At 71.8% G+C, this 26,667-nt stretch carries 28 protein-coding genes; 16 read left to right on the plus strand and 12 right to left on the minus strand.

Translation table 11 applies throughout. The annotated features are described in order from the left end of the window. Positions 1-267: 267 nt before the first annotated feature. A complete protein-coding gene (locus ABH920_RS10190; protein ID WP_370348654.1) occupies positions 268-957 on the minus strand; it encodes a hypothetical protein in 690 nt (229 codons plus the stop codon). A gap of 91 nt (positions 958-1,048) precedes the next feature. Between ABH920_RS10190 and ftsH the strand changes: the two genes are divergently transcribed. Both ftsH and ABH920_RS10200 read left to right on the plus strand, forming a co-directional pair. Further along, the gene (gene ftsH, locus ABH920_RS10195; protein WP_370348655.1) at positions 1,049-2,992 is read left to right on the plus strand and encodes an ATP-dependent zinc metalloprotease FtsH; all 1,944 of its coding nucleotides are present in this window, start codon (positions 1,049-1,051) and stop codon (positions 2,990-2,992) included. 55 nt (positions 2,993-3,047) lie between these two features. Next, positions 3,048-3,650, plus strand: a complete 603-nt coding sequence (locus ABH920_RS10200) for a rhomboid-like protein (RefSeq protein ID WP_370348656.1) — start codon at positions 3,048-3,050, stop codon at positions 3,648-3,650. Between the two features lie 70 nt (positions 3,651-3,720). Here ABH920_RS10200 and ABH920_RS10205 read toward each other — a convergent pair whose 3' ends face one another. Then, positions 3,721-3,996, minus strand: a complete 276-nt coding sequence (locus tag ABH920_RS10205; protein WP_370348657.1) for a hypothetical protein — start codon at positions 3,994-3,996, stop codon at positions 3,721-3,723. Positions 3,997-4,133: 137 nt separating this feature from the next. Here ABH920_RS10205 and ABH920_RS10210 point away from each other — a divergent pair, with 137 nt between their 5' ends. Further along, on the plus strand, positions 4,134-4,622 hold the full coding sequence (locus tag ABH920_RS10210; protein ID WP_370348658.1) for an 8-oxo-dGTP diphosphatase: 489 nt from the start codon (positions 4,134-4,136) through the stop codon (positions 4,620-4,622). A gap of 2 nt (positions 4,623-4,624) precedes the next feature. Here the strand turns inward: ABH920_RS10210 and ABH920_RS10215 are convergent, their stop codons facing one another. Next, the gene (locus tag ABH920_RS10215) at positions 4,625-4,825 is read right to left on the minus strand and encodes a hypothetical protein (RefSeq protein ID WP_370349023.1); all 201 of its coding nucleotides are present in this window, start codon (positions 4,823-4,825) and stop codon (positions 4,625-4,627) included. A gap of 61 nt (positions 4,826-4,886) precedes the next feature. Between ABH920_RS10215 and cobU the strand changes: the two genes are divergently transcribed. From cobU to ABH920_RS10235, 4 genes are read left to right on the plus strand one after another with little or no spacing between them, the layout of a single operon-like run. Next, the gene (cobU, locus tag ABH920_RS10220; RefSeq protein WP_370348659.1) at positions 4,887-5,414 is read left to right on the plus strand and encodes a bifunctional adenosylcobinamide kinase/adenosylcobinamide-phosphate guanylyltransferase; all 528 of its coding nucleotides are present in this window, start codon (positions 4,887-4,889) and stop codon (positions 5,412-5,414) included. A 44-nt stretch (positions 5,415-5,458) separates the two neighbouring features. Continuing rightward, complete coding sequence (locus tag ABH920_RS10225; protein WP_370348660.1) at positions 5,459-6,688, plus strand: nicotinate-nucleotide--dimethylbenzimidazole phosphoribosyltransferase; 1,230 nt, start codon at positions 5,459-5,461, stop codon at positions 6,686-6,688. Further along, positions 6,685-6,909, plus strand: a complete 225-nt coding sequence (locus ABH920_RS10230; protein ID WP_370348661.1) for a hypothetical protein — start codon at positions 6,685-6,687, stop codon at positions 6,907-6,909. The genes ABH920_RS10225 and ABH920_RS10230 overlap by 4 nt, the downstream gene beginning before the upstream one ends. Further along, entirely contained in the window at positions 6,906-7,691 is a 786-nt protein-coding gene (locus ABH920_RS10235) for an adenosylcobinamide-GDP ribazoletransferase (protein ID WP_370348662.1), read from the plus strand. Before ABH920_RS10230 ends, ABH920_RS10235 begins: the two co-directional genes overlap by 4 nt. On the opposite strand, the gene ABH920_RS10240 is transcribed toward ABH920_RS10235, so the two are convergent. The 3 genes from ABH920_RS10240 to gcvT all read right to left on the minus strand — a co-directional run bounded on the left by ABH920_RS10240 (position 7,688) and on the right by gcvT (position 10,714). Next, positions 7,688-8,587: an MBL fold metallo-hydrolase gene (locus tag ABH920_RS10240; protein ID WP_370348663.1), complete on the minus strand. Its 900-nt coding sequence runs from the start codon at positions 8,585-8,587 to the stop codon at positions 7,688-7,690. The genes ABH920_RS10235 and ABH920_RS10240 overlap by 4 nt on opposite strands. Positions 8,588-8,591: 4 nt before the next feature. Further along, the gene (locus ABH920_RS10245; protein WP_370348664.1) at positions 8,592-9,539 is read right to left on the minus strand and encodes an aldose 1-epimerase family protein; all 948 of its coding nucleotides are present in this window, start codon (positions 9,537-9,539) and stop codon (positions 8,592-8,594) included. 65 nt (positions 9,540-9,604) lie between these two features. Next, on the minus strand, positions 9,605-10,714 hold the full coding sequence (gene gcvT, locus ABH920_RS10250) for a glycine cleavage system aminomethyltransferase GcvT (protein WP_370348665.1): 1,110 nt from the start codon (positions 10,712-10,714) through the stop codon (positions 9,605-9,607). Between the two features lie 255 nt (positions 10,715-10,969). Between gcvT and ABH920_RS10255 the strand changes: the two genes are divergently transcribed. The 3 genes from ABH920_RS10255 to ABH920_RS10265 all read left to right on the plus strand — a co-directional run bounded on the left by ABH920_RS10255 (position 10,970) and on the right by ABH920_RS10265 (position 13,917). Continuing rightward, entirely contained in the window at positions 10,970-12,490 is a 1,521-nt protein-coding gene (locus ABH920_RS10255) for a leucyl aminopeptidase (protein ID WP_370348666.1), read from the plus strand. Positions 12,491-12,581: 91 nt separating this feature from the next. Further along, positions 12,582-13,382: a VIT family protein gene (locus ABH920_RS10260; RefSeq protein ID WP_370348667.1), complete on the plus strand. Its 801-nt coding sequence runs from the start codon at positions 12,582-12,584 to the stop codon at positions 13,380-13,382. Positions 13,383-13,566: 184 nt separating this feature from the next. Beyond that, positions 13,567-13,917 carry a hypothetical protein gene (locus ABH920_RS10265; protein ID WP_370348668.1) on the plus strand — a complete coding sequence of 117 codons (351 nt, stop codon included), beginning with the start codon at positions 13,567-13,569 and terminating at the stop codon, positions 13,915-13,917. A 229-nt stretch (positions 13,918-14,146) separates the two neighbouring features. Here the strand turns inward: ABH920_RS10265 and ABH920_RS10270 are convergent, their stop codons facing one another. Beyond that, positions 14,147-14,521: a hypothetical protein gene (locus ABH920_RS10270; protein ID WP_370348669.1), complete on the minus strand. Its 375-nt coding sequence runs from the start codon at positions 14,519-14,521 to the stop codon at positions 14,147-14,149. 180 nt (positions 14,522-14,701) lie between these two features. Between ABH920_RS10270 and lpdA the strand changes: the two genes are divergently transcribed. Together lpdA and sucB are read left to right on the plus strand one after the other, a co-directional pair. Next, positions 14,702-16,117 carry a dihydrolipoyl dehydrogenase gene (gene lpdA, locus ABH920_RS10275; RefSeq protein ID WP_370348670.1) on the plus strand — a complete coding sequence of 472 codons (1,416 nt, stop codon included), beginning with the start codon at positions 14,702-14,704 and terminating at the stop codon, positions 16,115-16,117. Between the two features lie 92 nt (positions 16,118-16,209). Continuing rightward, entirely contained in the window at positions 16,210-18,171 is a 1,962-nt protein-coding gene (sucB, locus tag ABH920_RS10280; protein ID WP_370348671.1) for a 2-oxoglutarate dehydrogenase, E2 component, dihydrolipoamide succinyltransferase, read from the plus strand. A 57-nt stretch (positions 18,172-18,228) separates the two neighbouring features. Here the strand turns inward: sucB and rpsD are convergent, their stop codons facing one another. Further along, entirely contained in the window at positions 18,229-18,843 is a 615-nt protein-coding gene (gene rpsD, locus ABH920_RS10285; protein WP_370348672.1) for a 30S ribosomal protein S4, read from the minus strand. 107 nt (positions 18,844-18,950) lie between these two features. Here rpsD and ABH920_RS10290 point away from each other — a divergent pair, with 107 nt between their 5' ends. Further along, entirely contained in the window at positions 18,951-19,853 is a 903-nt protein-coding gene (locus ABH920_RS10290; RefSeq protein WP_370348673.1) for a TIGR01777 family oxidoreductase, read from the plus strand. A 211-nt stretch (positions 19,854-20,064) separates the two neighbouring features. Next, positions 20,065-21,366: an NAD(P)/FAD-dependent oxidoreductase gene (locus ABH920_RS10295; RefSeq protein ID WP_370348674.1), complete on the plus strand. Its 1,302-nt coding sequence runs from the start codon at positions 20,065-20,067 to the stop codon at positions 21,364-21,366. A gap of 4 nt (positions 21,367-21,370) precedes the next feature. Here the strand turns inward: ABH920_RS10295 and ABH920_RS10300 are convergent, their stop codons facing one another. Further along, the gene (locus ABH920_RS10300) at positions 21,371-21,994 is read right to left on the minus strand and encodes an NAD(P)-dependent oxidoreductase (RefSeq protein WP_370348675.1); all 624 of its coding nucleotides are present in this window, start codon (positions 21,992-21,994) and stop codon (positions 21,371-21,373) included. A gap of 86 nt (positions 21,995-22,080) precedes the next feature. Between ABH920_RS10300 and ABH920_RS10305 the strand changes: the two genes are divergently transcribed. Then, positions 22,081-22,419 (plus strand): winged helix-turn-helix transcriptional regulator, encoded by a 339-nt coding sequence (locus ABH920_RS10305; RefSeq protein WP_370349024.1) that lies wholly within the window; start codon positions 22,081-22,083, stop codon positions 22,417-22,419. A 51-nt stretch (positions 22,420-22,470) separates the two neighbouring features. On the opposite strand, the gene ABH920_RS10310 is transcribed toward ABH920_RS10305, so the two are convergent. Then, complete coding sequence (locus ABH920_RS10310) at positions 22,471-23,790, minus strand: FAD-binding oxidoreductase (RefSeq protein ID WP_370348676.1); 1,320 nt, start codon at positions 23,788-23,790, stop codon at positions 22,471-22,473. Between the two features lie 128 nt (positions 23,791-23,918). After that, a complete protein-coding gene (locus tag ABH920_RS10315) occupies positions 23,919-24,830 on the minus strand; it encodes an NAD-dependent epimerase/dehydratase family protein (protein ID WP_370348677.1) in 912 nt (303 codons plus the stop codon). A gap of 139 nt (positions 24,831-24,969) precedes the next feature. On the opposite strand from ABH920_RS10315, the gene ABH920_RS10320 reads away from it, so the two are divergent. After that, on the plus strand, positions 24,970-25,728 hold the full coding sequence (locus ABH920_RS10320; RefSeq protein ID WP_370348678.1) for a TetR/AcrR family transcriptional regulator: 759 nt from the start codon (positions 24,970-24,972) through the stop codon (positions 25,726-25,728). On the opposite strand, the gene ABH920_RS10325 is transcribed toward ABH920_RS10320, so the two are convergent. Continuing rightward, on the minus strand, positions 25,729-26,667 hold the full coding sequence (locus tag ABH920_RS10325) for a phosphotransferase family protein (protein WP_370348679.1): 939 nt from the start codon (positions 26,665-26,667) through the stop codon (positions 25,729-25,731). It abuts the gene before it with no gap.

Raw genomic sequence — 26,667 nt, forward strand, 5'->3', positions numbered from 1 at the left:
CCTCAAGGTGCCCACCACGCCCAACGATTGCCGCCTACGCAACGCGTGCGCAGTGACTCGGACCTGTGCGCGGTCGTGTCCGCGAAAACCGCCAGCCGCCAGCGAAACCTGCGGGGCACAACCGAACTGCGTCCCCCTGCGAGGCCATCAAACCCTGTGCGAAGCCGTAAAAATCGCCTGTAAACCCCCAGGCCAATCGCACACCCGGCAGCGCACCGACACCGAGCAGCGCCCGCCCCCCTTCGACCCTCACCAACCCTCGCCCCATCAGCCCTCCGCGACCGGCCCCCGCCGCTTCCGCCAGAACCCGCGGAACCCCGCATACAGCGCCGCGATCAGCCCCACCCCCAGCAGCCCCGGCTGCCAGTGCTTCGTCGCGCCGGGGGCGGCGGCGCCGGCGAGGGCGTCGGGGCCGTCCGTCAGTTGCTCGCGGACTGTGCCGCAGGCCAGGGCGGGGCCGGTGGAGGAGCTGCGGGCGCAGGCTGTGGAGGTGAACTGGTGAGTGACCGTCCCCGGCTTGGCGTCGCGAGTGCGCGGCGTCAGGTGCTCCGACTCCTCGACGGTGCCGGCCATCACCTGGTCGGTGAAGACCAGGGTGCGGCCGGCGGGGATGTTCGCGGTCCAGCGCAGGGTGTTGTCCTCCTGCTTGGCCTGGGGGCTGGAGTCCACGAGTTGGAAGCCTGCCGGGACGAGGTGGTAGACCTCCAGGTCCGGGTAGGGGGTCTGGGATTCGTTGTCGACCCGGACCGTGTAGTCGACGATGTCGCCGGAATGGGCCGAACGGGTGTCGTCGCTGATGTCGACCCGGACGCCGTTGGCGCTTCCGGTGGCGCTGGCGTCGGTGGGCAGGGTGGGCACGGCGCCTGCCCGGGCGGCGAGGGTGGACATGGTTCCGACCGTCACCGCCGCGGCGGTGACCACGCCGATGGCCGCCGCGCTCCGCATCATGGTCCGCATTCACTTTGCTTCGGCACAAACCGGGGTCCGGTTTAACCCATACGGATCTGCCGGCGTTTCGGGACCGCCTCGGCTGACCGACCACTCCCCCGTGAGCGATCCCTCGGTGCCGCCGCGCCAAGACCCCGGCCAGCCCTGGCGCGCGGAGGGCACGCCGCCGGAGAAGCCGGGTCCGCCGAACAAGCCGCAGCGGGGGCCGAACGTGCCCGGCGGCTGGTGGCGGCTGCTGCTCACCATGCTCCTGGTCTTCCTGGCCACGGATCTGCTGCTCTCGCTGTTCAACTCCGGCGCCTCCTCGACGAAGGTCCCTTACACCGAGTTCACCAGGCAGGTCGCGGCGAACAACGTCAAGGAGGTCTACTCCAAGGGCGACGCCATCCAGGGCGACCTGAAGGAGAAGGCGCCGGTGCCGGACGACGGGGGCGACACCTACGTCAAGTTCGACACGCAGCGGCCGTCGTGGGCCGAGGACCCGTTGTGGCAGCAGCTGTCCACCAACGGGGTGACGATCACCGCCAAGCCTGTGGTCCAGCAGCAGAGCGTCCTGCTCAACCTGCTGATCTCGCTGGCTCCGGTGGCGCTGCTGCTGGGCCTGTGGCTGCTGGTCGCGCGGCGGATGAGCGCCGGGGCGATGGGCGGCCTGGGACGGCGCGGGCCGCCCAAGCCGGTGGCGCCGGAGGAGGGCAAGCGGACGACGTTCTCCGACGTGGCCGGCATCGACGAGGTCGAGGCGCAGCTGGCCGAGGTCGTCGACTATCTGAGGAATCCGGCGCCGTTCCAGGCGATGGGCGCGCGGATGCCCGGCGGCGTGCTGCTGGCCGGGCCGCCCGGGACCGGCAAGACGCTGCTGGCGCGGGCCGTGGCCGGCGAGGCGAACGTGCCCTTCTTCTCGGCGTCGGCCTCGGAGTTCATCGAGATGATCGTCGGCGTCGGCGCCTCCCGGGTGCGCGAGCTGTTCAACGAGGCCCGCAAGGTCGCGCCCTCGATCGTGTTCATCGACGAGATCGACACCATCGGCCGGGCCCGCGGCCGCGGCTCCGGCATCGGCGGCCACGACGAGCGCGAGCAGACGCTGAACCAGATCCTCACCGAGATGGACGGCTTCACCGGCAGCGAGGGCGTGGTCGTGGTCGCCGCCACCAACCGCGCCGACGTGCTGGACCCGGCGCTGACCCGGCCGGGCCGCTTCGACCGGGTGGTGCAGGTCGGGCCGCCGGACCGGGCCGGCCGCGAGGCCATCCTGAAGATCCACACCCGTCGCATCCCGCTGGCCCCGGACGCGGATCTGCGCCAGGTCGCGGCGATGACGCCGGGCATGACCGGCGCGGACCTGGCGAACCTGGCGAACGAGGCGGCGCTGCTGGCGGTGGCGCGGCAGCGGCGGGACGTGGGCCCGTCGGAGTTCTCCGACGCGCTGGAGAAGATCCAGCTCGGCGCGGAGCGTCCGGTCCTGATCCCGGAGGAGGACCGGCGGCGCACGGCGTACCACGAGAGCGGGCACGCGCTGCTCGGCATGCTCCAGCCGGGCGCGGACCCGGTGCGCAAGGTGACGATCGTGCCGCGCGGCCGGGCGCTCGGCGTGACGCTGTCCACGCCGGAGAACGACCGGTACTCGCACACCGAGGACTACCTGCGGGGACGGATCTGCGGCGCGCTCGGCGGCATCGCGGCCGAGCAGGTGGTCTACGGGGACGTGACCACCGGTGCGGAGAGCGACCTGGAGCAGGTGACGGCGATCGCCCGCGGCATGGTCGGCCGCTGGGGCATGAGCGAGCGGATCGGGCGGCTGACGGCGATCCCGGACGACGCGGCCCAGGCGTACGGGCTGTCGGCGGCTCCGGCGACACTCGACGCGGTGGACTCCGAGGTGCGGCGGATCGTCGCCGAGTGCTACGAGAAGACGGTGACGGCGCTGATCGAGAACCGGGGACGGCTGGACGCGCTGGCCGCCGCGTTGATGGAGCACGAGTCGCTGGACGAGGCGGACGCCTATCGGGTGGCGGGGGTGCCGCGGCAGGTGCGGGACCCGGATTAGCGAACCAGGTCGGCGAGTCGGATTAGCAGGGGGCGGGCGTGGCTATCGTGACAGTGTGCTGAGCCGGCTGCCCGCCGACGTGTGGGACTACGTGCGCGACGCTCCTGGTACGTACCTGTGGCTGCTCGCGCTGGTCGGCGTGTCCCAGTACGTCAGGCGGCTGCCAGCGGACCGTGCGGCGAAGCTGCTGGAGGCGAACTCCACCAACCTGGACCGGCTGCGGCACGCCCCGATCAAGGTGATGATCACAAGTCTGTTCTTCACCGTCGGGACCAGCTGGTTGTTCTACGCCGTGACCTACAGCGTCTTCCACGCCCCGGCCGAGCACTGGCTGGGCACGTGGCGCTGGCTGGCGGTCCTGGGGATGGCGCACGTCGGGGCCACGCTGCTGAGCGAGGGCTGGGTCGCGCGGGAGATCCGGGCCGGGCGGCTCCCGCAGTCGGAGCGGACCACGACCGACTACGGGGTCAGCTACGCGCAGGCCGGGGCGGCGGCGGTGTTGGCGTACCGGATCCCGATGCCGTGGCGGGTGCCGTATCTCATTGTGCTGATCGTGTTCTACGGGTACGGGTGGTTCAAGAACCGGCGCGACTTCACGGCGATCGGGCATCTGTGCGCACTGGCGATCGGGTTCGCGTGCTTCTGGATCGCACCCTGAGTCGTTCACGCCTGAGGCATAGGGCGGACTTGAGGGACTTGAGAACTGTGCCGGTTGTCCACGCCTTGTTCTAGGTCTTGCCCTTCTTGTCTTCGTCGGACGGCCGAACTTTGATGGCGACGAACCGCCCGGCCTCCCACTCCAGTGCCGCCTTCTGCGCGGCGTGCCAGGTGCACAGGCCGAGGAGGTTGTCGACGGAGTGATCATCCTTCTTCCCCGCGTGGACGACCATGCCGGCCTCGCGGGAGCAGCCGACGGCGAAGTGCGCGTGCTTCCATTCGCAGCGCCGGTTGCAGCGCCGCATGACCTTGCGTACCAGCCGGTTCCAGTTTCGCGGTAGCTTCACCAGATCCTGCGATCCACTCACATAAGAGAGTTCCCCTGAATATCCGATCGGCGCGCGGGGCGCATGTATTGATCACCTCAACGAGTGACGCGCGCCGCCGTGAAGTGACAGTCGCAGTGAATGGTTAGGCTCGCGGGATGCTGATCGTCACCTCCGCGCTGCTGCGGCGCACCGGATCCGATGGACGTCCCGAAGTGCTGATGGGTCTGAAGAAGACCGGCTTCGGCGCCGGTCTGATCAACTGCCCGGGCGGCAAGCTCGAACCCGGGGAGACGCCGGCGGAGGCGGTCGTGCGCGAATTCGCGGAGGAGACCGGCATGACGCTGGCGGTGGGCGACCTGAATCCGGCCGCCGAGCTGGTGTTCCGGTTCCCGGATGTGCCGGAGTGGGACGACATCCGGCTGCATTACTTCACGGCGACGAAGTACGCCGGGGAGCCGCAGGAGAGTGAGGAGTTCGCCGCGGAATGGATGGCCGAGGCGGATCTGGACTACGGCCTGATGTGGGACGACTCATGCCTGTGGCTGCCAGCGGTGCTGGCCGGCGAGCACGTCGTGATGGACGTCACCTACGCCGGCCGCAGCAAAGTGGCCTCTTTTGTCCGCGAGCCGTCGCCGGCCGAGTGAGGTTACTGCTCCACCGGGTGCAGCGACATCGGACCGTAGACGACGGTGCCGTCCTCCAGCAGCGTGACCTGGTCGACTCCAGCTTCCAGCAGGTCCTTCCAGTTCTCTCCGATCCAGCTTTCGGCGTCGGACTGCGTGGAGAACTCCTCCGGCTTCGCACCGGTATCCTTCTCGCCGCCAGCGGTGTCCTCATAACGCCACATGAAAGTCACAGTGTTGACCCCTTCGATCGCCCAGCCGTCGTTGAATAACATAACGCGCACGTTGATCCTTGGCGGCGCGCGCTCGGGGAAGTCCGCCGAGGCCGAGCGCCGACTCACCCGGCTGGCTGATGACGCCGTGTATGTCGCGACCGGTGGCCACCGCGAGGGTGACGAGGACTGGGCCGAGCGAGTGCGGCGGCATCAGAAGCAGCGGCCGGACTCGTGGGAGACCGTGGAGACGACGGATGTCGCGGCGGTGTTGCGCGCCGCGACCCGGCCGGTGCTGGTGGACTGCCTGACGCTGTGGCTGACCGCGATGATGGACCAGGTCGGGGCGTGGGACGACGAGGCGTGGCGCGACGGCGGGGAGCAGGAGCTGGCGGCGCGGTTCGACGAGTTGGACGCGGCTTGGCGGGCGGCGGCGGTGCCGGTGCTGGCGGTGAGCAACGAGGTCGGGCTCGGGATCGTGCCGGAGAGCGCCGGGGTGCGGCGGTTCCGGGACGAGCAGGGGCGGCTGAACCAGCGGATCGCGGCGGCTTCGGACGCGGTGGTGCTGATGGTGGCGGGGATCGCGGTCGGGGTGAAGTAGGGCTTCCCCGTGCGCGGTGCGCCGCCGCTAGGCTGTTCGGCACCATGAACGCGTCCGAGAACACCACCCCCGAATCGGCCGACCAGCCCGAGCCCGTCGAGGTCGTCGAGGCAGCGGTCGAGACCGAGACCGTCATCGAGACCAGCGATTCGGCCGCGGATCCGGCCGCCGAGTCCGCCGACGAGCCCGACGTCTCCGCCGAGTCCGCCGACGCCCCGGCCGGTCCCGAGCCGCTGAACCTCGACAAGCTCGCCGACCAGGCCGAGCGCCCCGACGAGGCGGCGCGCGAAACGCTGCGGACCCGGCTCGCCGAGCTGGCGGTCCCGGCCGCCGGGCTCGGGCGGCTGGAGGAGCTGGCGGTCTGGCTGGCTGGCGCGCGCGGCGAGGGGCAGGCGCGGCCGATCGAGCGGGCCCGGGTCGTGGTGTTCGCCGGCGACCACGGCGTGGCCTCGCTCGGCGTGTCGGCGACGGCGCCGGAGCAGGCGCTGGCCGTCACCGCGGCGCGGGTGAAGCAGATCGAGGACGGCGGCGGCGCGGTCGGCGTGCTGGCCCGGCTGCACGGCGCGACGGTGCGCGTGGTCGACGTCACGGTCGGCCGTCCATCGGGCCGCATCGACAAGGAGGACGCCGCGACCCGCGAGGAGACCGAGGAGGCGTTCCGGCTCGGCATGGCGATCGCCGACGCCGAGGCCGACTCCGGCGCCGACGTGCTGATCCCGGCCATGGTCGGCGTGGGTGGCAGCACCGTGGCCTCGGTCCTGTCCGGGGTCCTGACCGGCAAGGACGCGGCGGCGGTGACCGGACGCGGCTCGGGCGTGGACGACGCGGCCTGGATGCGCAAGTGCGCGGCGGTGCGCGACGCGATGCGCCGCGGCCGTCCCGTGCTCGGCGACCAGATGGACCTGCTGGCGAAGGTCGGCGGCCGCGACTTCGCCGCGCTGACCGGCTTCCTGCTGCAGGCCGTGATCCGGCGCGTGCCGGTGCTGCTGGACGGCGTGACGACCACCGCGTGCGCGATGCTCGTGCAGCGCATCGCCTACCGCTCGCCGCAGTGGCTGCTGGCCGGCGCACTGTCGCCGGAGCCCGCGCACAAGGCGGCGCTGGACCGGCTGTCGCTGGAGCCGCTGGTCGAGGGCTACGACGTGCGCCAGGCCGAAGGGGCGCTCGGACTGCTGGCGCTGCCGATGCTGAAGGCCGCCGCCGCGCTGGCCACGGAGCTGGCGACGTTCGGCGAGGCCGGGATTCCGGAGCCGGTGCTGCGGTCGCGGGTGTGAGGGAGTTCGGCGTCGGGGCCTTCGGCGAGCGGACTTCCGGCGCGCAGGCTTCCGGCGCGCAGGCTTCCGGCGCGCGGGAGTTCGGCGCGCGGGAGTTCGGCGCGCGGGCTTCCGAGCGCGAAGGCTCTCGGCGCGAGGGGTTCTGCCGCGAAAACTCTCGGCGCGGGGGCTTCCGGCAGGCCGCCGCGAACTCGGAGCACCGCGCCATGACGGCAGCATGACCGCGCTCTCCGGCCTCCGTCTCGCCTTCTCGACCCTGACCGCGCTGCCCGTCGGACCGCCCCGCGACGTCGACCGGTCAGTGGCCGGACGCGCGATGGCCTCCGCGCCAGTGGTCGGCGCCGTGCTCGGCGCGGCGGCGGGGGCGGTCGGCGCGGGCTTCGGGTGGTGGACATCCAGTCCCGTCGTGGCGGCGGTCGGCGGAGTGGCGACGCTGGCCGCACTGACCCGCGGACTGCATCTCGACGGCCTCGCCGACACCGCCGACGGCCTGGGCTCGGCGAAGCCCGCCGCCGATGCGCTGCGCATCATGAAGGCCTCGGACATCGGCCCGTTCGGCGTCATCACGCTCGTCCTGGCACTGCTCGGGCAGGTGCTGCTCCTCGCGAGCGCCTGGAGCCGGCATGGCGCGTGGTACGGAGCCTGCGCGATCGCAGTGGCCTGCGTCACCGGACGCCTCACGGTGACCTGGGCCTGCCGCCCCGGCGTCCCCTCGGCCCGGCCCGACGGCCTCGGGGCGTGGGTCGCGGGGAGCGTGTCGCGGGCGGCGGTCGGCGCGGCGTCGGCCGGGGCGCTGGTCGCGGCGGGCGTCGCAGGGTTCTGCGTGAGCCATGATGGCGCGCGCTGGCTGCTCTGGCCGGCTGCGGTCGTGGTGGGCATCGCAGCGTCAACAGCGTTGCTGCGCCACACGATCCGCCGCTTCGGAGGGATCACCGGGGACGTGTTGGGCGCCCTCGTCGAAGTCGGCTTCACCGCGGCGCTGGTGGTTCTGGCCGGCCGCTAACGACCAAGCACCCGAGCCCGGAATCCCCGCGCCTGAAACAGGATCTTCGCCAGCCCCGCGGGCTCGGAGAACACGATGAAGTCCGCGAACCGGTGCGCACCGCGACGACCCTCGACCCGCACCGCCGCGTCCCGCAACGCGGTCAGCTGCGCGACCGTCATCGGCAGCGCCCGCTCGTGCGGCTGGTACGTCGAGCCGATCGGGTAGTCGCGGTACGGCCGGTCCGTCATCTCGACGTGGCAGCCCATCACCCACGTCACCTCGTGCGCGGCGCAGAACGCCACGAGGCGGTTCAGCGTGGCCACCAGTTCGGCGAAGTCCGCGACGTAGATCCGGCCCGGATACACCGTGTCGCCGGTCAGGAGGAAGCCGGTCGCGGGGTCGTGGAACACCACGCCCGCGGCGTGGTGCCCCGGCGCGCCGATGGCCCGCAGGACGCGGCCGCCGAGGTCGAACGGGACTTCCTGGTCCGGCCAGCGCGCGTCGTCGAAGCCGAAGAACGCGCGGACCGCCTCCGGCTCCTTCGCGACGACCACCGTGTCCGGCCGCCCCGCGAACTGCGCGTCCGCCGCGACGTGGTCGCCGTGGCCGTGGGTGTGCGCGACCACGAGGTGGTACCCGTCGCGCGGGTGGCGGCGCAGCCAGTCGGCGACCAGGGAATCGACCGTCTCGCGCAGCGGGAAGACCGCGGGGTCGGCGGTGGCCCCGGTGTCCAGCAGCAGCGCGCGGTCGGCGCCGAACAGCAGGTAGATGAACGGCGCCTCGTAGTTCGTGCTCTTGCTCTGCCGCAGGATCACCGTGCGCTCGTCGTACGCCTGCACCTGGAGCGGCGGCTCCGACGCCGAGCTCCAGCGGGAGACGCCGTGGTTCCAGCGGAGGTCCAGCGGGCTCGCCACCGCGCTACGCCGCCCCGACCACGATCCCCCAGGTGTGGGTCACCGAGGCGCCGGGGGCCAGGTCGATGACGCCCTTGCCGGTCGCGAAGGCGTTCGGCGGGCAGCTCATCGGCTCCACCGCGAGCGCCGAGCGGTGGTAGGGCTCGTCCAGCGGATCGCCGGAGAACAGCTGGACCCACTCCAGCCCCTCGCCGAACCACATCGTCACGCCCTCGGTGCCCTGGCCCAGGGTCACCCGGGCGCGGCCGTCGGCGTCGCGGACGATGTCGGTGTAGGCCGTGTCCAGCGTCACGCCGCGCAGCGAGCGGCGGTCGCGGAAGTCGTACGGAGTGCCGGCGACCGGCACCTCGCACTGCGGGATCATGCGCTCGTCCACCATCAGCCAGCGGCCGGCCGGGACGCGGGCCAGGCCCTGCGGGCCGTCCAGGCCGCCGTCGGTCTTCAGGTACGCGTGCGAGCCGATGCCGTAGGGCGCGTCCCAGTCGCCGGCGTTGCGCGCGCTCACCGTGATCGTCAGGCCCTGGTCCTCGTCCAGCGAGTACTCCGCGACGAGGTCGAGCAGGAAGGGGTAGCCGGGCTGCGGTTCCAGGCGGAGGGTCAGGCGGAGCAGGGAGTCTTCGTGGGTGTCCACCTGCCAGGAGGCGTGGCGGGTCAGGCCGTGGATGGCGTTGTTGCGGGCCGGCTCGCTGATCTCCAGCTCGCGCTCGACGCCGCGGAAGGTGTACTTGCCGTCGCGGATGCGGTTCGGCCAGGGGATGAGCAGCTGGCCGCTGCCGCCGACCGGGACGCCGTCCTCGGGGAACTCCATGATCAGTTCCCGGTTGTCCAGTCGCAGGGACCTGAGAGCCGCCCCGACTTCCGTCACCACGGCGGTGTACTCGCCCGCCTTGATCGAGTACTGCTCTCCGGTCGGCCGCTCGGCACCAGTGCCGGTATGGGGGACGCTGATCATGCCGCCATGGTCCCACGAGCACGCCCCCGGCGCTCGGGCCGGGGGCGGATCGCTCGAGCGGGGACTCAGCCGCGGGTGCGGACGTCGACGAACGGGGGCTTCACGACCGTGAACGCCGCCGCCTTTCCGCGCACGTCCAGGTACACGGTGTCGCCCTCGGTGTGGTCGCGGTCGAGCAGCGCCAGGCCGATGCCCTCGCGCAGGGACGGCGAGAAAGTTCCAGAGGTGACCTCGCCGATCTGCTTGCCGTCGGCGTCGTTCACCACCATGTGCGCGCGCGGGATCGCGCGGTCCACGGCGCGGATGCCGCGCAGCAGGCGCTTCGCGCCGGCCTCTCGCTCGGCCAGCAGGACCTCGCGGCCCCAGAAGGCCGGCTTCTTCCAGCCCACGGCCCAGCCGGCGCGCGCCATGTTCGGCGTGATGTCCATCGACAGGTCCTGGCCGTGCAGGGGGTAGCCCATCTCGGTGCGCAGGGTGTCGCGGGCGCCGAGGCCGCAGGCGCGGATCTCGAACTCCTCGCCGGCCTCGATCAGCGCGTCCCACAACGCTTCGGTCTTGTCCCACGGCGCGACCAGTTCGTAGCCGTGCTCGCCGGTGTAGCCGGTGCGGCAGACAGTGAGGGGCGCGTCCTGGAAGGTGGCGACTGCGAAGGACATGTAGTCGTGGTCGGTGGGCAGGCCGAGCTTGGCCAGCACCTCGGCCGACTTCGGGCCCTGAACCGCCAGCACGCCGAAGTCGCGGTGCCGGTTCTCGATCGTGACACCCTCGGGGGCGGCGGCCTGCAGGCGGCGGACGACCTCGGCGGTGTTGGCCGCGTTCGGGATCAGGAAGACGTCCTCGGGGCCGTTGAGGTAGGCGATGAGGTCGTCGACCACGCCGCCGGTGGCGTCGTCGCAGCACAGCGTGTACTGGGCCTGGCCGGGCTCGATGCGCTGCAGGTCGTTGGCCAGCACGGAGTTCACGAAGGCCGCGGCGCCGGGCCCGGTGACCGAGGCCTTGCCGAGGTGGCTGACGTCGAAGACGCCGACCTGCTCGCGGACCGCGGCGTGCTCCTTGAGCACCCCTCCGGTCTTGCTGTACTCGATCGGCATGTCCCAGCCGCCGAAGTCGGACATCTTCGCGCCCAGGGCGACGTGGCGGGCGTGCAGGGGCGAGGTCAACAGATCGCTGGTCACAGGCCGAGACGATACCCGAGGACGCGCCGTGGCCGGGCCGCGGGCGAGGGCCGCCGGCCGGTCCGGCACGCCGTCGCCGCGGCCCCGGCCCGCGCGGCCGGTGGTCATCCCGGCGCTTCGCCCGGCATGCCGGTACGGAATACAGTCGCCTAAAGTAACGATGACCCGGGTGACGGCCGCCTCGACCGTGTGAATGAAGGGCGACCCCCTTCCCCGCCAGAATCTGCAGATGTCCTAGCGAGAACTGGATCAACGATGACCTCGATCTCCCTGTCCGCTACCGCGACCGGCAAGGCGGACGCCGTCGTAGTCGGCGTGTACGCCACCGAGACCGCCAAGGGGGTCAAGGGCGTCGCCCTGGCGCCCGGCGCCGAAGCCGTGGACGCGGCCTACGGCGGCGCCCTGGCCAAGGCGCTGGACCTGGTCGGCGCAGCCGGCAAGGACGGCGAGCTGACCAGGGTGCCGGCGCAGGGCGACGTCAAGGCGCCGCTGGTCGTCGCCGTGGGCCTGGGCAAGAAGCCCGGCAAGGGCGGGCACCCGAGCACCGACACCCTGCGCAAGTCGGCCGCCGCCGCGGCCCGGTCGCTGGCCGGCAAGGCCAAGGCCGTGTTCGCGCTGCCGGCCGAGGACGCCGAGCAGGCCGGCGCGGTGGCCGAGGGCGTGCTGCTCGGCGCCTACGCCTGGGAGGGCCTCAAGGCCCCGCGCAAGGACGCGAAGGGCCCGGTGGCCGAGGTCACGCTGGTCACCGCGGCGGCCAAGCAGGCCGCGGTGAAGAAGGCCGTGGACCGTGCCGCCACCGTCGCCGGCGCCGTGAACCTGGCCCGCGACCTGATCAACACCCCGCCGTCGCACCTGTACCCGCAGACCTTCGCCGAGCGCGCGCAGGCCGAGGTGAAGGACGCCGGGCTGGCCACCCTGACGATCGAGGTGCTGGACGAGAAGGCACTGGTCAAGGGCGGCTACGGCGGCATCATGGGGATCGGCAAGGGCTCGGCCAAGCCGCCGCGCCTGGTGCGCGTGACCTACCGGCACCCGAAGGCGAAGAAGCACCTGGCGCTGGTCGGCAAGGGCATCACGTTCGACACCGGCGGCATCTCGCTGAAGCCGGCCAACGCGATGGACACCATGAAGTCGGACATGAGCGGCGCGGCCGCGGTGTTCTCCGCGACGCTGGCCGTGGCGCGCCAGGAGGTGCCGGTCAACGTCACCACCTACCTGTCGCTGGCCGAGAACATGCCCGGCGGCGGCGCGGTGAAGGTCTCCGACGTCATCACCATGTACGGCGGCAAGACCGTCGAGATCATGAACACCGACGCCGAGGGCCGCGTGGTCATGGCCGACGCGCTGGCCCGGGCCAGCGAGGACGGCCCGGACCTGCTGCTGGACGTCGCGACCCTGACCGGCGCGCAGGTCCTGGCGCTGGACCGGTTCTCCGCGGTCATGGGCAACGACGACGACCTGCGCACCACCATCGTGGAGACCGCGAAGGCCGCCGGCGAGGACATGTGGCCGATGCCGCTGCCGGAGTACCTGCGCGAGACCATCGACACCCAGAGCGCCGACATCTCGAACATGGGGCAGCGCATGGGCGGCATGCTGGTCGCCGGCCTGTTCCTGCGCGAGTTCGTCGGCGAGGGCATCAAGTGGGCGCACCTGGACATCGCGGGCGCCTCGTTCAACGAGAAGGCCCCGTACGGCGACACGCCGAAGGGCGGGACCGGCGCCGCGGTGCGGACGCTGGTGAAGCTGGCCGAGGACCTGGGCTCGGGGAAGTAGCGGCCTTGCCGCCAGCCTCACGCTGATCCGAAGCGGTCATTTCCCGGCATGGGAGGTGACCGCTTCGGCGTTCGCGGGTAGGCGTGTCGCCATGAGCGCGGACGACGGCACCGGTCCCGGCAGATCCGCCGATTCCAGCGGTTCCATCGAGTCCAGTGAATTCGGCGACTCCGGCGACTCCGGCGATTCCGCCGCGCATCCCGCGCACGACCCGCACGAAGGGCTCGGGGCGCGACTGAACTGGCTGCGGGCCAGCGTGCTGGGCGCCAACGACGGCATCGTCTCCACGGCCGGCCTGGTGGTCGGCGTCGCTGGGGCCACCGACACCCAGTCCACGCTGCTGGCCTCCGGCATCGCCGGACTGCTGGCCGGTTCGCTGTCGATGGCCTCCGGCGAGTACGTCTCGGTCTCCACGCAGCGCGACACCGAGAAGGCCGCCCTGGCGCTGGAGCGCAAGGAACTGGCCGAGTCGCCCGAGGCGGAGTTCGAGGAACTGGTCGGCCTGTACCGCGACAAAGGACTGACGGAGACCACCGCCCGCCGGGTCTCGCAGGAGCTCACCGCGCACGACGCGCTCGGCGCGCACGCGCAGACCGAGCTCGGCATCAACCCCGACGACCTGGCCAACCCCTGGAGCGCGGCGATCGCCAGCTTCGTCGCGTTCAGCGTCGGGGCGATGCTGCCGCTGCTGGCGATCGTGCTGCCGCCGCACGACTGGCGGGTGCCGGTGACGGTGGTCAGCGTGCTGATCGCGCTGGTCGCCACCGGCTGGGTCAGCGCGCGGCTGGGGCGGGCGGCGCCGGGGCGGGCGATCGCGCGGAACGTGGTCGGCGGGGCGTTGGCGATGGGGATCACGTATCTGGTGGGGACGCTGATCGGGAAGGTGGATTAGGGCGCTGATCCATGGCCAGCGTGCGCTTGACACCGCGTCGGACGAAGGCCCGGGCCCGGACCGCTCGGCGGCGAACCGTTCGAGCACGAGATCCGTATGACCGGCCATGCGGCCAGTGAACCACCTACGGTGTTGCCCTCGCGGAGTTGCGGCGAACGTTCGACGCGGGGCTGAATAGTTCCCCATGTGGCACGAGAAAAAGCGGATCGAGGGTTGGCACGCCGCGGCGGAGGCCGGCGACTCCGACGCGATGCTGCATCTGGCGCGCGCGGTGAAGCACAGCGATCCGGTGCAGGCGGAGCACTGGCTGCGGTCGGCCGCCGACCTCGGGAATCTGGAAGCGGTCCACAAGCTGGGCCTGGCGCTGTGGCACCGCGGCGAGTACGAGGGCGGCGAAGACCTGGTCCACCGGGCCGCGCTCGGCGGGTATCAGGACGCGATCGCCACGATGGGCCAGCTCTGCGAGAGGCGGGGCGATCTCCAGGGCGCCGACGCGTGGTTCTGCAAGATCGCCGCCGACGACGACAGCGACTGAGCGGGCGCGGAGCGCGGGCGGATGGCAGAGGGTCGACGGATGGCGTCGGCACGCGCGGGCGGCGACCCGCTGCGCCGTCTGGACAATTGCGCCTCAGCCCACAACCGGCTCACGCAATCCGCAGCACGCCGCCCCTCCTCGGCATCGCGCTAAGTCGCGCTGCGCCGGCCACACTCCGCCGCCGCGCAATGCCTCGCGCCGCCCGCGCCGGGCCGCCCCGCCCCGCGCCTCAGACCCCGTCCAAGCGCCGCTTGTCCTCCTCGGCGCGCTTGCGCGTCCAGTCCCGCATGCGCTGCGGGTAGCCGACCACGTCGGCGTCGTAAGCGGGAATCCCCAGCGCCCGCGCCAGCGCGTGCGCCTGTTGCGGGCTGCGCACGCGGCGCCGTGTCCACTCCCCGGACGCCGCGATGAAGACCACTGTGGTGTCGGTCACAGCGGTGCGCGGCTCTATGTACGCCTCGACGCCGACGCGGCTGCGGGCGAACTCGCTCAGGTGCGCTTCCGCCGCAGCCAGTTCCTCAGTGGATCTCCTGCTGGGCGGCGGGGCGGTCGGTCCGGGTGCCGGAGTGGACAGGCTGGGGCGGCGTCGGCGGAACAGGGGCATAACCACTCCCGGAAGATCGTTGCTCCCTCTGGCCGGGCCGTGGGGCTCGGCGAAAGTCGGGTCCGCACGCGGACTAGACTGGCTTTCCGGTCGTGGATGCGCTACCCGCGACTCCGCGTCCGTCCGTTTGCTGACCCTTCCACAGCAGTGTGTCAGTGTGGGGCGGAACCGGACCGGTGAATGCGACAGCAGGCAGCGAGAAGAGGAACGCACGTGGCAGGCGACAACCAGTTCGACTTGGTCATCCTCGGCGGCGGCTCGGGCGGCTACGCCTGTGCTTTCCGGGCGGCGGACCTCGGGATGAGCGTGGCGCTCATCGAGAAGGCCGAGGTCGGCGGGACCTGTCTGCACCGGGGCTGCATCCCCACCAAGGCGCTGCTGCACGCCGGCGAGATCGCGGACAACACCCGCGAGGCCGCGCAGTTCGGCGTCGCGGCCACCTTCCAGGGCATCGACATGGCCGCCGTGAACTCCTACAAGGACGGCGTCGTCGGCCAGCTCTACAAGGGCCTGCAGGGCATTGTGAAGGCCCGCAAGATCGAGTTCATCGCCGGCGAGGGCCGCCTGGTCTCGGCGAACACGGTGCAGGTCAACGGCCAGAACGTGACCGGCAAGAACGTGGTGCTGGCGACCGGCTCGGTGCCGAAGTCGCTGCCCGGCCTGGAGATCGACGGCAACCGCGTCATCTCCAGCGACCACGCGCTCAAGCTCGACTACGTCCCGGCCTCCGCGATCATCCTCGGCGGCGGCGTCATCGGCTGCGAGTTCGCCTCGGTGTGGAAGTCCTTCGGGACCGACGTCACCATCATCGAGGGCCTGCCGCACCTGGTCCCGCTGGAGGACGAGAACTCCTCCAAGCTGCTGGAGCGCGCCTTCCGCCGCCGCGGCATCAAGTACGAGCTGGGCAACTTCTTCTCGGGCGTCGAGTACACCGAGAACGGCGTCCGTGCCTCCATCGCCAACGGCAAGACCGTCGAGGCCGACCTGATGCTGGTGGCCGTCGGCCGCGGCCCGGTCTCCGCGGGCCTGGGCTACGAGGAGGCCGGGGTCGCGATGGACCGCGGCTACGTCAAGGTCGACCAGTACTGCCGTACCTCGGTCCCCGGCGTCTACGCCGTCGGCGACCTGATCCCGACCCTGCAGCTGGCGCACGTCGGCTTCGCCGAGGGCATCCTGGTCGCCGAGCACATCGCCGGCCTGAACCCCGCGCCGATCGACTACGACGGCGTGCCGCGCGTCACCTACTCCCACCCCGAGGTCGCCTCGATGGGTCTGACCGAGGCGCAGGCCAAGGCCAGGCACGGTGACACCGGTGTGAAGACGTTCAACTACGACCTCGCCGGCAACGGCAAGAGCAAGATCCTGAAGACCTCGGGCCAGGTGAAGGTGGTCCAGCAGGTCGACGGCCCGGTGCTCGGCGTCCACATGGTGGGCGACCGGATGGGTGAACTCGTCGGCGAGGCCCAGTTGATCTTCAACTGGGAGGCGCTGCCGCAGGAGGTCGCCCAGCTCGTGCACGCGCACCCGACGCAGACCGAGGCGCTGGGCGAGGCCATGATGGCCCTGGCCGGCAAGCCGCTCCACGTCCACGACTGATAAGCCTGCTGTATGGACACCGCAGGACACAGCCTGCGGAAAACCCTGAGAATTCTGCACGGAATGTTCTGCGAAGGAGATAGAGAGCGCTCATGTCGGTCTCAGTAGTTCTGCCCGCGATGGGTGAGTCGGTCACCGAGGCCACCATCACCCGCTGGCTGAAGAAGGAAGGCGACCGGGTCGAGGTCGACGAGCCGCTGCTCGAAGTCTCCACCGACAAGGTCGACACCGAGATCCCGTCCCCGGCGGCCGGCTTCCTGGTGTCGATCAAGGTCGGCGAGGACGAGACGGTCGAGGTCGGCGCGGAGCTGGCGGTCATCGGGGACACCGCGGACGCCGCTCCGGCGGCTCCGGCCGCGGCCGCTCCGGCTGCCGCCCCGGCTCCGGCCCCTGCTGCTCCCGCCCCGGCCCCCGCCGCTGCACCGGCCCCCGCGCCGGCTCCGGCTCCGGTCGCCGCCCCGGCTCCCGCGCCGGTCGCCGCCGCCCCGGCCCCCGCTGCCGCCGCTGCCGCCCCGGCCGCCCCGGCGGCCCCGGCCGGCGGTGCCGCCGCCGGCACCCCGGTGTTCCTGCCGGCGATGGGCGAGTCGGTCACCGAGGCGACCGTCACGCGCTGGCTGAAGGCCGTCGGCGACACCGTGGCCGTGGACGAGCCGCTGCTGGAGGTCTCGACGGACAAGGTCGACACCGAGGTGCCCTCGCCGGTGGCCGGTGTGCTGCTGGCGATCAACGTCGCCGAGGACGAGACCATCGACATCGGCGCGCAGCTGGCCGTGGTCGGCGCCCCGGGTGCCGCCGCGCCGGCCGCTCCGGCTCCGGCCGCCGCGCCCGCCGCCCCGGTCGCGCCGCCGGCGCCCGCTCCGGCTCCGGCCACCCCGCCGGTCGCTCCCCCGGCGCCCGCGCCGCTGCCGGCGACCCCGCCGGTCGCGCCGCCGGCTCCGGCTCCGGTCGCGCCGGCCCCGGCCGTCGCCGCCACGCCGTCGTTCACCGCGACCGCCCCGGCCCCGGCCCCCGCCGCCCAGGCGCCCGCTCCGGCCCCGGCCGGCGAGTTCCGCCCCGGCACCCCGGCGGTCGTCGCGCAGGCCACCACCGCGGCCCGCATCGACGCCCCCGGCGCCGGCTCCGAGCCGGCTGCGGCCTACGTCACCCCGCTGGTCCGCAAGCTGGCCGCCGAGCACGGCGTGGACCTGGCGAGCGTCACCGGCACCGGGGTCGGCGGCCGGATCCGCAAGCAGGACGTGATCGACGCGGCCAAGGCCAAGCCGGCTCCCGCCGCCGCACCCGCAGCCTCGGCTTCGGCCCCGGCCGCCAAGGCCCCGGTCAGCCCGAGCCCGCTGCGCGGCCGCACCGAGAAGCTGACCCGGATGCGTGCGCTGATCGCCAAGCGCATGCTCGAGTCGCTGCAGACCTCGGCGCAGCTGACCACCGTGGTCGAGGTGGACGTCACCAACGTCGCCCGCCTGCGGGCCCGCGCCAAGAGCGAGTTCGAGGCGCGCGAGGGCGTGAAGCTGTCGTTCATGCCGTTCTTCGCGCTGTCCGCGATCGAGGCGCTCAAGCAGCACCCGAACCTCAACGCGGTCATCGACACCGAGGCTGGCACGGTCACGTACCACGACTACGAGAACCTGGCCATCGCGGTGGACAGCGAGAAGGGCCTGATGACCCCGGTCATCAAGAACGCCGGCGACCTGAACCTGGCGGGCCTGGCCCGCGGGATCGCGGACCTGGCCGAGCGGACCCGCACCAACAAGGTCCTGCCCGACGAGCTGGCCGGCGGCACGTTCACGCTGACCAACACCGGCAGCCGCGGCGCGCTGTTCGACACCCCGATCCTGAACCAGCCGCAGGTCGGCATCCTGGGCACCGGCGCGGTCGTGAAGCGCCCGGCGGTCATCAACGACCCCGACCTCGGCGAGGTCATCGCGGTGCGCTCGATGGTGTACCTGGCGCTGACCTACGACCACCGGCTGGTGGACGGCGCCGACGCGGCCCGATTCCTGGTCACGATCAAGGAGCGGCTGGAAGAGGGCAAGTTCGAGGCCGACCTCGGGCTGTAGCGCTCACGAGCTCATAGAAACTGCCCCGGTCCGTGTGGACCGGGGCAGTTTCGTGTCTCAGCGCGAGTAGAACTCGACCAGCAGCTGCTCGTCGAACGGCACCGGCACCTCGGCCCGCTTCGGCTCGTGGGTCAGCAGCACCGCGAGCTCGTCCCGGCGCACGTCCAGGTAGGCGGCGGTCCGCTCGTCGGCGTACTGGCCGGCCGCGGCGGCCTGGAACGCCGGCATCAGGCGCGACTTCGCGCGCACCGCGACCACCTGGCCGGGCCGCACGGCGTAGGAGGGGATGTCCACCTTCGCACCGTCCACGGTCACGTGGCCGTGGTTCACGAACTGGCGCGCCGCGTAGATCGACGGCGCGAGGCCGGCCCGCAACACCACCGTGGCCAGCCGCGACTCCAGGGCGGCGATGACGTTCTCGCCGGCCCGCCCGGAGCGCCGCCGGTTCTTGTCGAACAAGGTCCGCAGCTGCCGCTCGGACAGGTCGTAGTACCAGCGGATCTTCTGCTTCTCGGCCAGCTGGCGGCCGTAGTCGCTCTGCTTCCCGGCGCGCGGGCCGGCCGCGTGCTGCCCCGGGGGCAGCGGACGGCGCACCATCACGCGCTCGGCCTTGGCCGTCAGCGGCACCCCGGCCCGGCGGGACCGGCGCACCTTGGGGCCTGTGTACCTCATGAATCACCTTGCTTCTGTCGTCTCGTCTCCAACTTAGGTTAGCCTAACTTAACTTCGGAGCGACCCGCCTCCCGGGATGGCGAGGATCACAGGTCTATGCTGCTGATATGCGGATCGCCATCACCGGTTCCACGGGAATGATCGGCACGGCGCTGTCCGCCGCGCTCACCGAAGACGGCCACGAGATCGTCCGCCTGGTCCGGCACACGCACCCGGACGAGGCCGCCGGAGAACGCCACTGGTCGCCCTTCGGAGACCCGGACCCGAAACCGTACGAGGGCTGCGACGTCGTGGTGCACCTGGCCGGCGCGGGCCTCGGCGACAAGCGCTGGTCCGCCGCGTACAAGCGGGAGATCACCGAGAGCCGCGTGCACGGCACCGACACACTGGCCCGCTCGCTGGCCCTGTTGTCCGACAAGCCGAAGGCCCTGCTTTCCGCGTCGGCGATCGGCTTCTACGGCGACACCGGCACCACCCCGGTCACCGAGGAGTCCCCGGGCTCCGAGGACTTCCTGGGCGCGCTGTGCCGGGACTGGGAGGCCGCCACCAAGCCCGCCGAGGACGCCGGGATCCCGGTGGCACACCTGCGCAACGGCGTGGTCCTGGGCGGCTCCGGCGGCGCGCTGGCCCGGATGCTGCCGTTCTTCAAGGCCGGGATCGGCGGCCCGATCGGCAGCGGCCGGCAGTACTTCTCGTTCATCGGGATGGCCGACTACCTGGCCGCGGTCAAGCACATCATGGCCCTGACGGTGGACGGCACCATGACCGGCGCGGTGAACGTCACCGGTCCCCTGCCGGTCACCAACCGCGCCTTCACCAAGGCTCTGGGCCATGTGCTGCACCGGCCGACGGTCATGCCGGTGCCGGGGTTCGCGCTGCGCGTGCTGTTCGGGCAGATGGCGAACGAGCTCACCGGCAGCCAGCGGGTGCTGCCGGCCCGGCTCACGGAGTCCGGGTTCGCGTTCGGCACCCCGGATCCGCGCGCCGCTCTGGCTGCCGCGTTGGGCTAAATCAGTTCCCTTAAATGCGTGACGGTCCGAACACGCTGAGTTCTCGAATGCTGAGACAGCAGGCGTTTCGCAAGAGTACGCCACCGGCGCAGGGGTAGGCATTCCTCCACAAACGCCGACGCTCGGCCGGCTTCGCCGTGCCCAGTGCAAGCCACGCGGCGCCCACAAGGCGCCGCCGGGGAGGTCGGCTCTAGAGGGTGGAGGGGCTCCTGTGACAGTGCGAAGTCCGAGCCACCGGCATCACTCGGACGCGGACGTGATCGTCGTCGGCGCCGGAGTGGCCGGATTGCACGCCGCGGGACGGCTGCACGAGGCGGGTTTGGACGTCCTGGTCGTCGAGGCTTCCGACCGGGTGGGGGGCAGGGCCGGGACCGAAAGGGTCTCCGGGTTCGTCGTCGACAAGGGGTTCCACCTGGTGAACTCCGTCGAGCACGGCGAGAACGCGAAGCTGGAGCTGGGCTGTTTCGCGCCCGGTGTGGACCTCCAGCTGGACGGCAAGCGCATCCGCTACGGCGACCGCGCCGGCAGCGACGGCGCGGTGCACGCGGGCACGGTCCTGCGCACGCCGCTGGGCTCGCCGGCCGAGCGCCGCCGGCAGTCCGGCTGGCTGCTGCGGGTGGCGCAGAGCCGTCCGGAGACCATCCTGGCCGGCCCGGAGCGGTCCGCGGCGGAGCTGGTCGCCGAAGTGGGGCTGTCGCGGCGGGTGGTGGACGGCTTCCTGCGGCCGTATCTGGAGGCGTTCGCCGCCGAGCCCGATCCGGCGCTGCCGGTGTCCGGCCGGGCGATGGAGCTGGCGCTGCGGCAGCTGGTGCGCGGCCGGTGGTGCCTGCCCGCGCCGGGGATAGCGGCGATACCGCAGCGGCTGGCCGAGCGGCTGCCGGCCGGGGCGGTACGGCTGGAGACCGAGGTCCTGATGGTGTACGCGAACGGGGTGGTCACCGCCGACGAGGTGCTGCGCAGTTCGGCGGTGGTGGTGGCGACGGACCCGGCCACGGCGGTGGAGCTGCTGCCGGGGCTGCACGAACCGCAGCTGCGCTCGGTCACCTCCTTCCACCACGCGACCGTGCTGCCGCCGCCGCGCTCGGAGCCGGCAGTCCTGGTCGACGCCGACCCGCGCTCGCCGGTGGCGCGCACGGCGGCGGTCAGCCAGGCCGTGCCGGGCCGCAGCCCGGACGGCCGGACGCTGGTCTCCACGAACGTGGTCGGGCACACCGGGACCCGCACCTCCGAACTCGAAAGCGAGGTGCGGGCCCGGCTCAGCGAGCTGTACTCGGCCGCCGACGACCGGTGGGAGTGCGTGGCGGTGCACCACTTCCCGTACGCGGTGCCGGCGATGACCTCGCCGCACAACTTCCGGCGGCCGGTACGGCTGATCCACGGCCTGTACGTGTGCGGGGACCACCGCGGGACCGCCGGGATCGACGGGGCGATGGAGTCGGGACAGCGCGCCGCGCGGTCCGTGTTGGCTGATCTCGGGATTTCGTTTCGTACCGGGGACCTGGTGACCGCCTGACGGCTCAGGCCACGGCGGCCATCTCGCGCGAGCGGGTCGGCGCCGTGGCCTCGTCGACGAGCGCGAGCGCCAGGTCGGCGTACGCGAACGTGGCGGCGCCGGGGATCGCCTGGGTGTCGCCGAGCCGGTAGCCGCCGGTGCCGGGGCCCTCGTCGAGGAACACCAGCGGCGGGGCCAGGACCACCCAGTCCAGGTTCGAGGCCTGCAACAGGGGAAGCTGCGCGGCGTGGCTGCGGGAGAAGGCCCGGGCCTCCTCGGGAAGACCGTCGCTGTCGTAGGCCGGCACCCCCGGCGCCACTTCGAGCGCGCCGCCGATGCCGACCGCGACCAGCCTCCGGACTCCGGCCGTGCCGAGTCCTTCGACCAGCGCGCGGGCGGCGGCCACGAAGTGGCCCTGGTCCATGGCCGCGGCGGTGTTGACCGCGACGTCGTGGCCCTTCGCGAGGGCGGCGACGCTCGCGGCGTCGGTGACGTCGCCGGCGACGACGGTCACGCCGCCTGCCGCGAGGTCCTGGTACTTGGCCGGGTCGCGCACGACGGCCGTGACCGTGTGCCCGCGCCGCGCCGCCTCGGCCACCGTGGGCCGTCCGGCGCGACCGCCGGCTCCGAAAACGATGATGTTCGCCATGTCCGCGACCGTAGGACCGCTCGCCCCAGTCACTGCAACGTAACTAGGCTCGACCTGTGGATGAGCGTGCTGCCCTGAGCCCGGAGATGTTCGACGCCGCCTGCCCCTCGGCCGAGTCCCCGTTCCGGATCGCCGACAAGTGGGGCGGCATGGTCGTGCTCTGCCTGGAGGCGGGGCCGCGCCGCTTCACGGAACTGCGGGCGCCGCTGCGGCGGGTCGCGCCGAAGGTGCTCACCGAGACGCTGCGCTCGCTGGAACGCGACGGGTTCATCACCCGCACGGTGTTCGACGAGAACCCGCCGCACGTCGAGTACGAGCTCACGCCGCTCGGGCGCAGCCTGCTGCCGGCGATCGCGGCGTGCCGCGAGTGGGGGTTCGCGAACCTGGAGAACCTGCGCGAGGCGCGGGACCGGTACGACGGATAGGCGGCCTCCCCGGGCCGCCTCACGCGCCTACTCCGCTATCTACTTCACTGTCTACTCCGCCACTGGGAAGTTCGCCACGAACCGCCCCTGCGGGTCCCAGGTCTGCTTCACCGCGCGCAGCCGCTCCGCCTCGGCGGCCGACACCGTGTCGGCGAAGGTGTCCGTCGGCCCCAGGAACGTCGCCAGCTTCGTGCCAGTCACCGCGTCGCCGAGGGCCGCGACCAGCTCCGCCTGCCTGGCCGCCACGGCGGCGCCGCCGTCCGGCGTGATCGCCAGCCCCAGCAGGTAGACCAGGTACTCCTCCGCGACCGGGCCGCGCGGTCCGGGGCGGGCGCCGGTCAGCGCGCCGCCGAGGTGCCGCACCTGGACCGCCAGCAGCGGGGCGACCGGCTCGGCAAGCAGCGTCGCGACCACATCGGCGTCGAAGCGGCCGAGCAGCTCGCTGCGCGACACGCTCGGGGCGGGGTCGACCGGGTCGTTGGTGATGGCGGCGATCTCCTCGAACGGCAATGCCTTCCACTCCCCCGACAGCGCGCCGTCGACGGCGTCGAAGGGCTTCAGCAGCGCGCGGGCGTCATTCTCCGAGCCCAGATACGCCGCCGTCACCGCCACCATCGCCGGGGCGCCGCCCGGGAACTGCGCCCGCGAGATCCAGACGCTCAGCTCCTCCGGCGCAGTAGCCGTGACCGCACGGAAGGCGGCGAACAACTCGGCGGCGCGGGCGTCCGGCCAGAACATCGTGCCGCCGAACAGCTCGGCCTCCTCGTGCAGCCGGACGGTCAGCGCGGTCACGATCGCGAAGTCGCCGCCGCCGCCGGCCAGCGCGTGGAACAGGTCGGGGTTCTCGTCGGCATTCGCTTTCTGATGCTCGCCCGAGGCGTCCACGACCTCGAACTCGATCACGTGGTCCGAGGACATGCCGTACTTGCGGGCGAAGAAGCCGACGCCGCCGCCGAGCGTGTATCCGGCCACGGACACGGTCGGCGAGCTGCCGGGCTTGGCGACCAGGCCGTGCGCGGCGGCCGCGACGTTGACGGCGCCGGACTTCACTCCGGCGCCGATCCGCGCGGTGCGCGCCTCGGGGTCCACGCTCAGCTCGTCCAGGCGTCCGGTACGCAGCAGGACGGCGCCGGCCGCCGTGCCGGAGGCGCCGTGGCCGGTGGGCTGGACGGCGATCGGCACGCCGGCCTGGTTCGCGTACCGGACCAGGGCGGCCACGTCGTCGGCGTCGGCGGCGGTCACCACCGCGCGCACGTCCTGGGCGACGGCCAGGTTCCAGGGCTTGTGCGCGGCGTCGAAGCCGTCGTCGCCGGGCAGCAGGACCTCGCCGCGGACGGCGTCACGCAGGGCTGACAACTCGGGCTCGGACATGGTTCGCGCTCCTGTTCACCGTGGTCGGTAAGGCGGTCCCCACCATACGGACCGGCACTGACAGCTTGATCGACAGCTGATGGACGCGCATGTCCGACGGCGGCCGGCGCTCTCAAGCGCCGTCCGGCTCACGCCGCGGAAGCCGGGATGGTCCGCAGCACGTCGTCGATCGGCGTCGGCGCCAGGCCGAAGGTCTTCTCGGTCAGGGTGCTGTCGAGGACGAAGGGCTTCGCGAACTGGTAGCGCGTGGCCCGCAGCTCCTTCGACATCTTGTCGAACAGGCCTGCGCCCCACAGAACCGCGTAGGGCAGCTGGGTCAGCTTCGCCGGCTTCAGGCCGCGGGCGGCGACGTAGCGGTCGGACAGCTCGCGCACGGTCAGCGGCGCGGTGGTCGGTACCAGCCAGGCCTGGCCCCAGGCCCGCTCGTCGCCGGAGACCAGGGCCAGCAGCCGCGCCACGTCGGCGATCGCGGTCCAGCTGTGCTTGACGTTCAGCGGCGCCGGCACGTAGGCGCGCTTGCCGTTGTCCAGCGGCTTGGCCAGCAGGTAGGACAGGATCGAGTTGGCCTCGATGTAGTCGCTGGCCCGGACCTCGGTCATCCGGATCCGGCCGGCCTGGTGCCGGGCCAGCGCGTCGCGGTACATGTCGGCGCGCAGCTTCAGCTTCGGGTGGGTCGCGGCCAGCGGGGTGTCGGGGCCGATCGGGCCGGTCACCGGGCCGTAGCCGTAGAGGTTGTTGGCGACGGTGAGCACCGCGCCGCTGCGCTCGGCGGCGGTCAGCAGGGCCGCGGCAAGCGGCGGCCAGTCGGCGAACCACTGGTGGTAGGCCGGGCTCGCGCAGTTGTAGAGCGCCGCGGCGCCCTCGGCCAGCGCGCTGAGCCGGTCGGCGTCGGTGGCGTCGGTGGCCACCCGCTCGATGTTCGCGTGCTCCGGGCCGGAGCCGCTGCGCGTCACCACGCGCACCTGCTCGCCGCGCTCGGCCAGTACCTTCGCGGTGGCCGTGCCGACCGGTCCCGCACCCACGATGACGTGCAGTGCCATGATGTCCAACCCCTCTTCGACCGCTGAGCGGCGTGCGATGCTTCCCTTTGAGAGCACTGCTCTCTGTTGACATCACTGTGCGCCAGATCGGCGCACTCTGTCAAGAGCAGTGCTCTCGCCTGTGTGCAATACTCTCGATATGAACGCCGCAAAGGATTCGGGCCCCGCGCGGACCCCTGCGAAGACCCCGGCACTGTCAGTTCGCGCCCGGGTCCGCGCCGAGATGACCGGCGAGATCAAGAAGGTCGCGCTGGAGCACCTGACCCGGGACGGGGCCGCGCTGTCGCTGCGCGCCGTCGCCAGGGACATGGGGATGGTCTCGTCGGCCATCTACCGCTACTTCCCCAGCCGCGACGAGTTACTGACCGCGCTGATCATCGACGCGTACACCTCCCTGGGCGAGGCCGTGGAGAAGGCCGACGGGGACGTGGACCGCCGGGACGCGTACCTGTCACGCTGGTTCGCGGTCTGCCACACCATCCGCCGCTGGGCTATAGCCAGGCCGGCGGAGTACGCGCTCATCTACGGCAGCCCGATCCCCGGCTACCTGGCGCCGGACGAGACCATCGAGCCGGGGTCGTGGGCCATGGTGGCGATGGCGCGGTGCGTCGCGGAAGCCGAGGCTGCCGGGAAGCTCGACACTTCTGAGGGGGCCGGGGTGTTCCCCGCCACAGCGGACGCCACCTATGCGGAGGAGCTCCGTACCGTCGCGGTCGGCATGGGGTTCAACGAGGATTCGCACGTTATTGAGCGTGTCTTGAGTGCGATAACGCAGGTCTTCGGGGCGGTGAACTTCGAAGTGTTCGGACGGCTCAACAGAGTGTTCTCGGAGCGGGGCGAGTGGTTCGACCGGCAGGTGCGGGAGTTGGCCGTGGGGATGGGGTTGGCGCCGCGGTGATCAGCCGGCGGTGATGAGGACGCGTATCTCTTCGGCGATGGGGTCCAGCTTGTCCTGGACGCCGATGCCGCAGAAGAAGTCCCAGAGCTCGAAGCTGTGGATCACCTGGAACAGACGGAACCTGCGCTCCCATTCGATCGGGACTTCGCCGTAGCCCTCAAAGAGTCCGTCGAGCTTCGCGCGGTTGTCGCCGACGGAGTAGCTGTGGGTCTTGGAGAGGTCCGCTATGGGATCCCCGGCCATGGCGTTCTCCACGTCGATCAGGCCGCTGAGGACCGGGCCGTCGGGGGTCTGCGTCACTATGACGTTCCCCTCGTGGAAGTCGTTGTGGAGAAGTACCGGCCCTCTACAGAGGGAGAACAGCTCTGCGCGCTCGCCGACGTACTTGTGCGCCGCCTCATAGAGTTCTCGATCGCCGGTGGTGTCCAGATAGCTCTGTGAAACGCGCTTAAGCGTTGCCTGCATCTGGGCTTCGTTGGTCGGCTGGGGATCGAGGATTTCCGTGGTGAGGTAGCCGTAGGCCTCCTGTCCGATCGTGTGGATCCGTGCCAGGAGTGCTCCCATCTGGCGGTAGACGTCCTTGAGTTCGGGCTCGGGGAGGGTGCCGCTGATCGCCGCGACCGTGGTCCCGGGCAGTTTGCTCATCAGCAAGTACGGCAGGCCGAGAAGTCCGTTCGGACCGGCCCCTCCGAGGAGCTTCGGCAGCAGCTCTATAGCGTTCTCGCGCAGGAGACGGTAGACGCCGATCTCTTTGAGGAGTTTCCATCCGTCGTCTTTTCCGTAGACCTTCACTACAGCGTTCTGTAGAGGGTCTGCGCAGACGACCTCATAGGCACCGGTCTCGATGCCGCCGTCCATCCGCTCCACGGCAAGGACCCGCGCACCGGGGACCGCTTCCCGCATCATCTCAGCAGCCTGTTCCCGGGTCAGCTCAGCCAC

The organism is Catenulispora sp. EB89, from assembly GCF_041261445.1.
Lineage (GTDB): Bacteria > Actinomycetota > Actinomycetes > Streptomycetales > Catenulisporaceae > Catenulispora.